Here is a 12,344-nt window from a genome sequence, read left to right on the forward strand (position 1 = left end):
ATGCCACTAGAAAAAAAGAAAGCCGCTCCAAGGGAGCGGCAAAAGACCGTGACTAGCAAGGAAAGAGGAACCATGACAGGAAACTGGCGCTGATCTTTGCAATAGCGTCGTGGTTGCCAATGTTTCAGCAAACACGGCCACTAGAAAAAAAAGAAGCCGCTCCAAGCGGGAGCGGCAAAAGACCGTGACTAGCAATGAGAGGGAGAAACCATGACAGGAAACTGGCGGTTTCTGTCGTGGTTGCCAACGTCTCATTAAACGCTGACAATCACAATATAATCATTCTCATTTACAACGTCAACCTAAATGCGAATACTTTTTATTTATTTTTAAGACGGTTTCTTTACACTAGCCCACCAGTTGCAACCAAACGGGCAACGTCAGCATCGCTAACAGCGTCTGGCCGGTAATAATTGCCGCCATAAGTTCTGCATCACCTCCCAGCTGCCGAGCAAGAATGTAAGCAGATGTGGCGGTAGGCAGCGCTGCAAACAGCAGCGCCACATCACGACTGATAGGGTCCAGCCCCACCAGCCACGCTAATAACAGCACCACCGCAGGCATTAACAGCAGCTTGATGCTATTCGTCGCTATCACGCCACGATCAAGCCGCAGCAGTGCTGCAGGGCGCAGCGCCACGCCCACGGCAATGAGCCCTAACGGCAGCGCCGCGCCACCCAACAACCCGACGGTATCCTCGCTCCAACCGGGCAAGCCAACCCCCGAAAGATTGAGTCCGATACCTGCCAGACAGGACAAAATCAGCGGATTTTTAGCCAGTGCGAGGGCACTTTGGCCAAGACTTCCACTGCCCAGCGTCCCTGCCGCGACAAAGCTTGCGACGCACATGACGTTCACCACCGGTACCATGAGTGCCACCGCCACAGCGGCAGTAGTCGCCCCCATGCTGCCATGCAATGCCGCGGCCCCTGCGACACCCACGTAGGTGTTAAAACGCACGGCGCCTTGGAATACCGACGTGAACGCCGCAGGCGTTAAGCCAAGGTAACCACGACAGCGCCATAGCAACAGACCCAAAACCCCCATCGTGCCGAGCAATACCAACGCGATGCGCCCAACCGGTACTTGGCTGACATCAGCAGTGGCCAGCGTACCTATCAGCATTGCTGGAAATAGCACAAAGTAGATCAGACGCTCCATTTGCGGCCAGAACGTAGCACTTGGCCAACGGCCATAGCCAATGGCAGCGCCCAGTAAAATCAATAAAAACAGTGGCCCAAGTGCGCCAGTAATACTCTCCATTGTTATTCCTTGTTAACTGCGACATCCCAGCACAGCGACATCCGTGCGATTACTGTTACCATGAAACTAACTTCCATCTTACGGCCTGCGTAGTGACCATTCTGCCATGAAGAACTTGCCTAAACCTGGCTACTTTACGGGTTTTCCAGCACTGAAAGTGCTTATCCTCATCACGGGCATCTCACTGGCCGCCTGCACGTGGTACGTGTTTGCCAACTGGCTGCGCGATGATGGCGATATTGCCTGGTTTACACCGGATGCCAACTGCAACCTACACACCAGTACGTGCTCGGCAATTCTGGGCGATAAAGGCCGCCTAACACTCACCGTTGATGCCGATGGCCGTATCGATGCGCTGGATATTCTGCCACTGGGTGTAGAAGTCGAGGGCCTCAACCCAAGCCATGTGACAGTCGACTTTATCGGGCGTGATATGGATATGGGCTTACACCGTTTTGGATTAACCGCCTCTGCGCCCGGGCACTTTCATGGCCAAGGGCAAGTCGGTATCTGCACGCAAGACGTGATGCCCTGGCGAGCACGGGTTATCCTGGAAACACCAGAAGGCAAGTTGGGCAGTTGGTTCGACTTTGACGTGATTAGGAGTTAGTACGTATGGCCGCTAAACCAAACAATCGTAAAGCACTCTGGCTGGGATTAGTGCTAATACTTGTCTTGCTGACTATTTCGGCTATCGGCCTTTACCAGTTTGCTTTCCAGCCTGACAGCGATGACGTGACGGGGGGGCCAATAGAAATGCCGTCTACCCAAGGTGATTTCTCTCTCTCCCAGTTAGATGAAGACGACATTGCGATTGTTTCCTTTGGCTACACCTACTGCCCAGATGTTTGCCCAATGAATCAGGCCGTTAAACGTCAGGCATTGGCCCAGCTAAGCGATGCACAGCGCGAACGCGTGGTGCCGATAATGATAACGGTTGACCCTGAACGCGATACGCTGCCGCGTATGGAAGAGTATATGCAGTTCTTTGGTGATACGTTTATCGGCTTGGTGGGTAGTCAAGAGCAGCTTGCAGATGTAGCGGCACGCTATGGCGTGATTTGGCGGCGAGTAGAGGCTCCCGATTCTGCAATGGCCTACACCATTGACCATAGCGCTTCGCTTTTCTTGGTTAACCGCAACGGTGAGATTTTACAGAGAGTACTCTACTCCCCAGCACCACACGGCTTAGTGTCAGCGCTGGAGAATGAGTTAGGTAGCTAGCCGGAATACAACGAAGTGTCTGGATTTAGGGTGTACTTGGAACTAAGGCGTGCTTTGTAGGTGTTCAAGCATCGCCATTAGCGCTCTAGCTTGAGTGCCATCACGTGTGTCGTGCAGCGGGTTGAGCTGCCAAGTACTTTCGGCAAAGCCCCACCAATCCCAGCACCCCTGAGGATTAGCCATACTGCTTTCCGCCTGCGGGTATAGCACCACTTGGCCATGGTCTGCTGCCCAACGGTTCAAACCACTGTGGCGTACAAACGTATCGCCAATGGCATCAACGCTCATTTGACAACCATGCAACGCGATTGTGACAGGGCAGCCTCCCGTTTCACACGCCTCAGGAATAAATAGATACCCCACATCAGCCAAGCCTTTAACCGCGAACTCCGACTGATCAAAGGCCATCACTTCGCCCTCGCTAGCATTAGCCTCACGCTCAGGGTAAAGCCATGAGAGCATATCGCTAGCCACGTTCTCATCACAGGCAAGCACATAGCTACCACCGCCCTGGCGACAGTCGCCAAGTGCTTGGGGGCTAGCGTTGGTTTGCTTCGGCAATTTGATGGGCCAACCATGGCCTGTGTGCTCACTGCGCACGAAACGCAGCTGTTCTGAAGATGCCAGCCAGCGCTGCCACTGTTCTGCTAACAAACTCCCCAGCTCTGGAGAAACCGTGTCATCTTCATCACCGTGCCATACATAGGCACGCAGCTGGCTTAATGCGTCGCGCTCCCCCACCTGCTCAAGCGACTCGTAACGCTCGCGCCGACGGTCCAGCTCATCCAAGGAAGGCAACCCACGGCGGGTGCTCATGCACTGGTTAAGCGCCAAACTGAGCGCGCCTTGGGCACAGCTCCAAGGGCCCGCCGCTAATACACCTACACCACTAAAGCGCTCAGGCCAAGCAACCGCCAACTGTGCGGCCATGTAACCGCCAGAAGAGACACCGACCACGCTCGCGTGATCGCTCGCTGCGCTTAGTGCAGGTAAATCACCAGGCACGGTATCTGCTTCAGCGTGAACAGCCGTGCTGCCCAGCAGTAACAGCGCACCCAAAAAACAAGATGTAGCAGCGGCGGGACGTATCATTTACTCAACGCCTAGCAGTTCAACACGGAACGTCAGCATTTCATTTGGGCCAATAGGGCCTTGGCCGCCTTCACCATAAGCCAGCTCAGCAGGGATATATAGCATCCAGCTGTCGCCAACGCTCATCAGTTGGAGCGCCTCCTGCCAACCTTCAATGACTTGATTTACCTGGAAACTCACCGGCTGACCACGCTCAAAGGAACTGTCAAATACGGTGCCGTCCAGCAGCATGCCTTCATAGTTCACTTCAACGGTGTCTTCAGCGCCAGGCGTTGCGCCGTCACCGGACTCAAGCACTTCATACTGCAAGCCAGACTCCGTCACTTCAACTTCTTCACGCTCAGCGTTTTCCGCTAGGTAAGCTTGACCTTCCTCTAGATTAAGCTGGGCGATTTCAGCGGCCTCTTGCTCGCGCTCCGCCATGGAACGCTCCTGGAAAGCGACCAGCGCCTCCATCATTTCTTCCTCGCTTAACGCCAACTCTTTACCATCAAAGACATCGCGCATGCCGTCCGTAAATGCATCAAGGTCGAGATCTTCAATATCGACCTGCATGCTCTCACCTAGGGTAACGCCTAAGCTATAAGCAAGGCGCTGTTCGTCGGTTTCGGGAGCCGCTGCCGCGAAAGGAGCAACCAGTAACAAACTCGCCAAAGCGGTGGAAGAAAACAATGCTTTCATGTAAAGAACCTTATCCAACGGCGCAACGCGCCAAATGTTTGAGTACCTCAAAGACTAACACCCGCCATCTCAGGCTGCATTACCTGAGATGGCGGGTGTTAGTAAGACCGCTATTAAGTTCAGTAGTTTGGTGTCTTAAACGACCAATGTGGGACAGTGTGCCGCACCCGCCACACGCTGAGAGACACTACCCAACAGCAGGTTTTTCTCGCCGTTGGTTCCTTGAGCACCAATCACGATTAAATCGCACTCCCTCTTTCGGGCAAAGCGCACGATAGTTCGCGAGGGGCGGCCGCCTTTCACAAACGCCCTTACTCGCGTACTGTCTGCGCCCATCTCTATGGCGTAGGCTTTAGCGTGTACCGCAATTTCCGTGGCGTACTCTTTAAGCGCGTCATCAGGCAGATCCAGTTTATTTGGCCGCACCATAGAAAGCGATGCCTCCAATAAACTATGGTGCTTAAATACGCACAGCAAATAAAGCTCGGCACCGGTGAGCATATGCAGGCCAACCGCTTTCTCCAGTGCGTTAATCGCCCCTTTCGAGCCATCTACGGGAATTAAAATGCGATTAAACATCCGCGTTCTCCTTGTGACTGCTTAGCGGAAGGCAACATCACGCAAGAACAGCGCAATTTGCGGGAACATGATCAGCAGCGCCGCCGCTAAAATCAGCATAAAGATAAAGGGCGGTGTGCCTTTGATGACTTCCCAGTAAGGCCGCTTAAAGATCGCAATCGCGGTAAATATATCGCAGCCAAAGGGTGGGGTCGCCGAGCCTATGGCTACCTGCAGGGTAATCAAAATACCTACCAGAACAGGGTCCAGACCGGTCGCCGCAATCGCCGGAGCGAAAATGGGCGTAAGCACCAGAATGACCACAATCGGATCAACAAACATGCAAGCGACAAAGAAAGAGATACAGATTGCAATCAGTACCCCTGTAGGCCCAGCTTCATTGACACCTACCGCTTCCAAAATCATTTGTGGAATCTGCGCGAACGAAATTATCCAGGAGAACCCATTACCAACAGCGACCAATATAAACACCACTGCGGTAATTAAGCCGGTGGATTTAGCAATCGCATAAATATCGTTCATTTTGAGCGAACGGAATACCACAAACTCAAGCAATACGGCATATAGCACACAGGCTGCAGCGGCTTCTGTCGGGCTAAAAATACCTCCGTAGATACCGCCAACGATAATGACCGGAAAGCCTAGCGGCCACAGTGCTTTTTGCACCGCTACAGCACGCTCTTTCCAGCTAGCGCGGGGTTCGGTAGGCACGCCTTTTACCACAGCGTAAACGATGCAATAAACTGAGAACATAAACAGAATCAGAAGCCCTGGCCCAATACCCGCAATAAACAGCTCGCCAATAGATGTTCCTGAAATAACCCCGTAGATGATCATGCCAATACTTGGGGGTATCAAAAAGGCAATATCACTCGCGTTGATAATCAGCGCCAGTGTAAATGGGTCAGAGTAGCCCGCTTTTAGCATCTTGGGCCGCAGCGGAGAGCCCACCGCGACTACGGTTGCCTGGGTAGAACCAGAAACTGCGCCAAACAGCGTACAGGAGGCTGCCGTACTGACCGCAAGACCGCCTTTGATATGACCGATAAAGGACATCACCATATCAATTAAGCGATTAGCCGACTGGCCACGCGTCATAATATCTGCCGCCAGAATAAACATCGGCACCGCAATCAGCGAAGCAGGCCGGATACCCGCCATCATCTGTTGAATAAGCGTATCCATTTGGCCGAAGCCGTTAAACATCATATAAAAGCCGATCACCGCTGCTGTAATCAGCGGGATCATCATAGGAAAGCCCAGCAGCAGCAGGGCAATCATGGTGACTACCATTATCGTCGTCATAGCGTTCCCCTAGAGTGCAAGCCCTGCTTTACACTTCTGTTTCGGTGTCTTTGTAACCGTCAACTACCCCTGTCGAGAGATATACATCCCGAGAGGTAAGGTTTTTAATTGCCGTTAACAGGTACTGAATGCCCGTAATGAGAAAACCTATAGGTACCCAGATATAAATGATCCAAATAGGTAGCCCGAGTGACGGCAACACGCGCCCCTTGCTTTGAAGGTCGAGGATATACACCACGGAGTAGTACAGCAGGAAAAACATAACGAGGGAGGTAAAGAAAGAAATACCTATCATCAGCACCTTACGTCCCCCGACGGGCAAAGCATCGTAGATGGCTGACATACGAATATGGCGCCCATGTCGAGCAGCGTAGCCGATACCCGCAAAGGTAATCATAATGATCAAAATACGGTTTAATTCTCCTGAAAACATAATGCTATTGCCAAATACAAAGCGGGCAATAACATTAGTGACCGTATTCAGCGCCATTAGCAAAACCCCCATTGCCAGTATGACTGACTCGATTTTGCTAATTGCAGTGTCGATCACGCCTAGTATGCCGGGCAAACCAGAGCTGTAATTCTTTTCGGATTCTTCTTCGGTCATGGCCGATCTCCTCTTATGCAGCGTGGCAGCTAACGATTAAAAACCTAGCGCCTCTTCTTTCACTGACCACCGAACGGAGCGTGTCCAGCCTTACTCATTTTGTAGCGTAACGGTTAATAACTCTTTCCGCTTCAACGCTGGATGTACGTAAGTTTTTCTGTGTTTTACGCAAGGTAACGCGCTTTTTTTTGTTAAGTGGCTGTCAGCACCGGGCAGCGTATAAAAATAAAAAAGGGGCAGCGCTGGCTACCCCCTAGGTGATTTACCGTTAAAGACGAGCGTACTAAACGGTGAGTTACTCGTTCGTTACAGCTTCGAGATCTGCTTTAAACTGTTCCAGCAGCTCAGCACCTTTATCACCCGTCATTTCTAAGAAGGCTTCTTCAACTTGCGGAGCACGGTCACGGAAAGCCTGGATTTGTTCTTCATCCAAACGTGTCACAGTAACTTCATCCGAAGCTTCCTGGATTTTAGCTAATGCCTCATCGGCGAGCCCTTTAATGTGCTCGATTGTGTGATCATAGGCAGCATCAGACGCTTCCTGCACGAGCTCCTTATCCTCATCAGACAAACCATCATAGAAGTCTTGGTTCGCCATCATCGCGGTAGTAAACCAGCCATGGCCTGTGAAGGTAAGGTGCGGCGACACTTCATATAAACCGCCAGACTCGATCCAGAAAATCGGATTTTCTTGACCATCGATAATGCCGGTTTGCAGACCACCATATACTTCGCCCCACGGCAGCGGCGTCGGGGTTGCACCAAAGGCATCATAAGTTTCTGAAAGCAATGGATTCGTCATGGTACGAATTTTCTTGTTATTCATATCTTCCGGCGAGCTGATCGGCTCGTCGGTGGTAACGACCATTTCACCTTCAGGGTACATCTTCAGGAGCTCAAGGCCTTGCTCGGCGTAGAGCTCAGGGAACATCTCGTTGATGGCCTTACTCTCATCGAAGAAAGTCAGGACGGTTTCTTCATCTGTTGGTAACAGGTAAGGGATAAAGAAGATTTGCGCTTCTGGAATAAGAGAACCCGTGAAACCAGGTGACTGGTTTACGAACTGAAGAATGCCGTTTTGGGTCTGCTCCATGATGTCGTCAGATTCACCTAACTCACCAAAGCGGTAAACCTGGACGCTGTGATCGGAATTCTCTTCAATATAGTCTTTGAACGCGTGAGCGAATACATCCTGGACATCGCCTTCGTACTCTTCGTGGGCGTAACGCCAGTTATCTGCTTGAGCGGCTGCGCTGAGACCAAATAGTAGTGCACCAATGCTCGCCGTCGTCATTAACTTAGTCGTTACTGAACGAGTCGAAATTAACTTGCTTGCCTTCATGCAGAGTTCCCCTAGCAGTGGTAAGCGCGCTATGCGAGTGCGCCAATATTTAATTTTTGTATAATGCGTGCCGCTCTTAAACGCTCTGTTAGTTGTCAGTGGCTTTAGAGTAACTATTCATAAAATCATCATTCATAATGCCTATCTTTTTGAATACGTTTAGAAACAGTTACACAAGCAATAACAACCTTAAAACACGCGTTATTCAAAAATAGCTTAATTTCAGGCTAGCGCGGTCGCTCGTAGCGGTCAAGCCGTGTCGCAAGTATGGTAATCGCCTCTCTAACGTTCTCGCGCTCGGGTGACACAACTACTTGATCAAACGCAAGGCCATCAGAAAACAGCTTACTTTGCAGCCATTGTGCAACATCTTGCTTACTTATAGCGCAGTTTGTTAACCGCTGGTTAAGTTCAGACGTTTGCAATATCCAGTGCTGCCAGCGTTGAAGGTTCTCACGCTCAGCTTGAAGTTCGGCCTGCTGAAGCGTCTTTCGCAACTGGGCAATGCCCTCACTTTCTGCTGCTTGTGGCTTAAGATCACGACGCAACTGCCGCAAAACAGCGGTGACCGATTGCTGCCAACACTCCCGCGCTTTGCGCTCCATTGACAGCGCACTAGGCGTTACCTGAAGACCGTAGTGGTAGAGCCAGCTATGCACTAGCAGCTCACACACATCCACCCCTGCACTGTCTTGCAGAACAAGGCATGCTTGCTCGACCCCGGGCTGGGCATAAAATGTCAGCGCAAAATCCCATAGTGGAGCCTGCTGTAAGCGCTGGAATCGGTTAGAATCGAACATTGATTTACCCACTTTTTCGGGAGAATGCATGATCGCACTGCGCCAAGTCGCCCTGCAACGGGGTACACAAACGCTACTCGATAACGCTGACCTTACGCTCCACAGCGGTATAAAGGCAGGCATTATCGGGGCAAACGGCGCCGGTAAGTCGAGCTTATTCAAACTTCTGCTAGGCGAGCTCGGCCCCGACCAGGGCGACGTTGAGATGAGCGGCGGCCAGCGGATAGCCCACATGGCCCAGGAAGTTGAAGCGCTGGATCGCCCCATTGTGGAGTACGTGCTGGATGGCGATTACGCGCTGCGGCAAGCGGAAGCTGATCTACTCGCCGCACGCAAAGCAGACGATGCACATCGGGAAGCCGAGTTGCATGGGCTTATCGAAACCCTGGATGGCTACACGGCAGAATCGCGGGCATCGCAGTTGCTGGTAGGGCTCGGATTTGTGCAAACGGATCTTAAGCGGCCTTTGTCAGACTTCTCCGGGGGCTGGCGTATGCGGGTGAACCTAGCCCGCACGCTGTTTATGCCTTCCGACTTACTACTGCTTGATGAGCCGACCAACCACCTGGATCTCGATGCCCTGCTTTGGCTAGAACAGTGGCTAACCCGCTACCCAGGCACATTACTGCTGATTTCTCATGACCGCGACTTTCTCGATGCCGTGTGTGATCACATTGTGCATATGCATCACCAAACACTCGAGCTTTACCGCGGCAACTACTCTCGCTTTGAGCGCACGCGGGCTGAAAAACTCGCTCTACAGCAAGCAGAAGCAGCCAAACAGCAGGCTCGCCGCGAAGAAATTGAGCGCTTTATAGCGCGTTTTCGCGCCCAGGCGACAAAAGCAAAGCAAGCGCAAAGTCGTGTAAAAATGCTGGAGCGTATGGGGGATATCGCTGTTGCTCATACAGATTCGCCTTTTCACTTCACGCTGCCTGCCGCAGATAAGACCTCACACCCCCTACTCGTGCTTGACCAAGCTACCCTTGGCTATCGCAGCGAAGCAGGCGATGTCGCGCAGTTAGAGAAGGTCAACATTACGTTATTACCTGGTAGCCGCATCGGCCTGTTAGGCCCCAACGGCGCGGGCAAGTCGACATTGATCAAATCACTGACCGGCGAACTGGCGCTGCTAGAGGGCAAGCGCGTGCCAGGCGAGCATTTAGCCATTGGCTATTTTGCCCAGCACCAGCTGGAAAGCTTGGACGTGACGACGACGCCATTTGTACATGTGCAACGGCTCTCTCCCACGGCGAGTGACCAGGAAATTCGCAATTTCCTAGGTGGCTTTGGCTTTAAAGGCGATGACGCCTTTGGCGAAGTTGGTACTTACTCTGGCGGTGAAAAAGCGCGCTTAGCGCTCGCGCTGGTCGCCTGGCAGAAGCCCAACCTACTGCTGCTCGATGAGCCAACCAACCACTTGGACTTGGAAATGCGCGAGGCGCTCACCGAGGCGCTGGCAAGTTTTGAGGGCACGGTTATTCTGGTGTCGCACGACCGACATCTATTACGCGCCACGGTTGATGAATTCTGGCGGGTGGCTGACCATCGTGTTGAGCCCTTTGATGGCGATCTCGATGATTACCGGGCATGGTTAAAGGCGCGTTTGGAAGAGGGCCGCCGCGATGCGCGTAGCGAAAAAAGTGAACGCCAAAGCCAGCAGCCTAGCGGTGATCGAAAAGCCGCTCGCAAAGCAGCGGCGGAGCTGCGCGAGAAGCTGCGGCCGCTGAAAAAAGCGCGCGATCAAGCTGAAAAAGCCATGGAGAAAACTCAGCAAGCACTTGAAGAAGTAGAAGCTATTCTGGCTGACCCGACGCTTTATACCGACAGCGCTCGTAAAGCGGAGCTGACCGAAGCACTTGCCCAACAGGCGAAAATCAAAAGCTGCTTGGACACCAGCGAGCAGCAGTGGCTCGCCGCCGAGGAAGCGCTGGAAACAATGGAAGCAGAGTTATTAGCCAGCGAAGATGCCTAATCCTAGACTAACCAATTCGGGCTGCTTTGAATCTAGTCGAATTAAGTCGCTTAGCTCTCAAGCATGAACGTTACCGGCCCATCGTTAACTAACGCCACTTGCATATCAGCGCCAAATTGGCCGGTTGCAACGTTGGGCCAGGCCGCGCATGCCTTAGTCACCAAAGAGTCAAACAGGCGCTCGCCTTCATCAGGCGGTGCCGCGCTCGAAAAGCTGGGGCGCAAACCTTTGCGAGTATCAGCGGCCAACGTAAACTGTGATACCAGCAGTAAGCCCCCGTTAGCCTGCTGAAGGTTATGGTTCATTTTGCCTGCTTGGTCACTGAATACGCGGTAGTGCAGCAGTTTATGCAGTAGTTTTTCAGCATCGGCCTCAGTGTCGCCCTTTTCAACGCCCACTAACGCCAGTAGGCCATGATCAATGGCCCCGACCATCTTACCTTCAACCGTAACGCTGGCGTTTTTTACCCGCTGAATCAGTGCTTTCACTCTCGCCCCTTGCAATATCATTCCAACAAGAAGCAGTGTAATCGCTGGCATAGGCTAGAGACAAAGCTTTGTTTGGATTTAGCCCAGCAACGTATCGCAAAAAACGCCTCAACAAAGGGTCCCTACGACAGCTACCAGGAGCGGCACAGCATGAGGTCGCAGTGAGGTTCACCTAACAACATTTCAGTCACCTGGCTGGTGTGTTGTGGCTGGCCACGGCTACCAATAATCACCAAATCGGGAGTGTGTCGCTTCATATAATCTTGAAGTACGTCACAGGGTTGCCCTGGTTCGAGCACCAGCTCGATATCGGGGACACCGTCAAGATCTCGCATCAAGCTCTCAATCTCGTTATCCAGCGTTCTGCGTAAACGTTCTACTTCGTGATCTCGCCAGTGCGCAAAATTAGCCTGGGAGCCAAGCTCACGCTCACCAGGTAAGCTCCAGGCATGCAGTAGCGTCAACGTCGCTTCTGGAAAGCGAATGAGTGCCTCCCTGAGTGTTTGCCGAGCAGTCAGCGAAAAATCGATCGGCACCAGGATATGTTGCCAAGGCTGCGTCGGTAGATAAGAGGCAACCACCACCGGACAAGGCGCACTTCTCATCACGCGCATCACAGTGGTACCCAAAAGAAGATCTTTCTGACCGCGCTTACGGTGCATGCCCATAATAATTAACGAGGCATTGCGTTCGTGGGCTTCTCGCACAATTTCAACATGAGGCTCCCCCACAACGGTTTGAATAAGCAGCGAAGGCGCTTCCAGCGCGTAATCTTCGCGCAGGTCGGTCAATGTGGCACTGATATCTTCGTTAACCGCGCTTTCAACGTCGTGAAGAACACGGTGGGGTAAGTAAGGGTCAAGGACGTGAAGAATGTCGAGCTGCGCCCCTTGGGTATAGGCCAGCCGAAGAGCGCGAGCAAACGCAGCGCGGTTATCCTGAGAAAGGTCCGTGGCAAACAGCAGCGTGCGAGACATGGCACAACTCC

General features: G+C 52.4%; 13 protein-coding genes. 3 read left to right on the top strand and 10 right to left on the bottom strand.

Translation table 11 applies throughout. The features are described 5' to 3' along the window. Positions 1-348: 348 nt before the first annotated feature. The gene (locus NDQ72_19695; GenBank protein WKD28233.1) at positions 349-1,263 is read right to left on the bottom strand and encodes an AEC family transporter; all 915 of its coding nucleotides are present in this window, start codon (positions 1,261-1,263) and stop codon (positions 349-351) included. Between the two features lie 106 nt (positions 1,264-1,369). Here NDQ72_19695 and NDQ72_19700 point away from each other — a divergent pair, with 106 nt between their 5' ends. Together NDQ72_19700 and NDQ72_19705 are read left to right on the top strand one after the other, a co-directional pair. After that, positions 1,370-1,873, top strand: coding sequence for a hypothetical protein (locus tag NDQ72_19700; GenBank protein ID WKD28234.1), 504 nt, complete (start codon positions 1,370-1,372; stop codon positions 1,871-1,873). 5 nt (positions 1,874-1,878) lie between these two features. Further along, the gene (locus NDQ72_19705) at positions 1,879-2,487 is read left to right on the top strand and encodes an SCO family protein (protein ID WKD28235.1); all 609 of its coding nucleotides are present in this window, start codon (positions 1,879-1,881) and stop codon (positions 2,485-2,487) included. A gap of 42 nt (positions 2,488-2,529) precedes the next feature. Here the strand turns inward: NDQ72_19705 and NDQ72_19710 are convergent, their stop codons facing one another. The 7 genes from NDQ72_19710 to NDQ72_19740 all read right to left on the bottom strand — a co-directional run bounded on the left by NDQ72_19710 (position 2,530) and on the right by NDQ72_19740 (position 8,923). Continuing rightward, complete coding sequence (locus tag NDQ72_19710; GenBank protein WKD28236.1) at positions 2,530-3,579, bottom strand: alpha/beta hydrolase-fold protein; 1,050 nt, start codon at positions 3,577-3,579, stop codon at positions 2,530-2,532. Continuing rightward, entirely contained in the window at positions 3,580-4,260 is a 681-nt protein-coding gene (locus tag NDQ72_19715; GenBank protein ID WKD28237.1) for an FKBP-type peptidyl-prolyl cis-trans isomerase, read from the bottom strand. It abuts the gene before it with no gap. Between the two features lie 135 nt (positions 4,261-4,395). Next, complete coding sequence (locus NDQ72_19720) at positions 4,396-4,839, bottom strand: universal stress protein (GenBank protein ID WKD28238.1); 444 nt, start codon at positions 4,837-4,839, stop codon at positions 4,396-4,398. A 21-nt stretch (positions 4,840-4,860) separates the two neighbouring features. Beyond that, a complete protein-coding gene (locus tag NDQ72_19725; GenBank protein WKD28239.1) occupies positions 4,861-6,144 on the bottom strand; it encodes a TRAP transporter large permease in 1,284 nt (427 codons plus the stop codon). Between the two features lie 28 nt (positions 6,145-6,172). After that, positions 6,173-6,751 (bottom strand): TRAP transporter small permease, encoded by a 579-nt coding sequence (locus NDQ72_19730; GenBank protein WKD28240.1) that lies wholly within the window; start codon positions 6,749-6,751, stop codon positions 6,173-6,175. 295 nt (positions 6,752-7,046) lie between these two features. Further along, positions 7,047-8,093, bottom strand: coding sequence for a TRAP transporter substrate-binding protein DctP (gene dctP, locus NDQ72_19735; protein ID WKD28241.1), 1,047 nt, complete (start codon positions 8,091-8,093; stop codon positions 7,047-7,049). 227 nt (positions 8,094-8,320) lie between these two features. Next, positions 8,321-8,923 (bottom strand): TIGR02444 family protein, encoded by a 603-nt coding sequence (locus NDQ72_19740; protein ID WKD28242.1) that lies wholly within the window; start codon positions 8,921-8,923, stop codon positions 8,321-8,323. On the opposite strand from NDQ72_19740, the gene NDQ72_19745 reads away from it, so the two are divergent. Continuing rightward, a complete protein-coding gene (locus NDQ72_19745) occupies positions 8,922-10,868 on the top strand; it encodes an ATP-binding cassette domain-containing protein (GenBank protein WKD28243.1) in 1,947 nt (648 codons plus the stop codon). The two genes, NDQ72_19740 and NDQ72_19745, sit on opposite strands and share 2 nt — an antisense overlap. A gap of 50 nt (positions 10,869-10,918) precedes the next feature. Here the strand turns inward: NDQ72_19745 and dtd are convergent, their stop codons facing one another. Both dtd and NDQ72_19755 read right to left on the bottom strand, forming a co-directional pair. Further along, a complete protein-coding gene (gene dtd, locus NDQ72_19750; protein WKD28244.1) occupies positions 10,919-11,356 on the bottom strand; it encodes a D-aminoacyl-tRNA deacylase in 438 nt (145 codons plus the stop codon). 131 nt (positions 11,357-11,487) lie between these two features. Continuing rightward, complete coding sequence (locus NDQ72_19755; protein WKD28245.1) at positions 11,488-12,333, bottom strand: universal stress protein; 846 nt, start codon at positions 12,331-12,333, stop codon at positions 11,488-11,490. Between the last annotated feature and the right edge of the window lie 11 nt (positions 12,334-12,344).

The sequence above is a fragment of the Halomonas sp. KG2 genome (assembly GCA_030440445.1).
Taxonomy (GTDB): Bacteria; Pseudomonadota; Gammaproteobacteria; order Pseudomonadales; family Halomonadaceae; genus Vreelandella.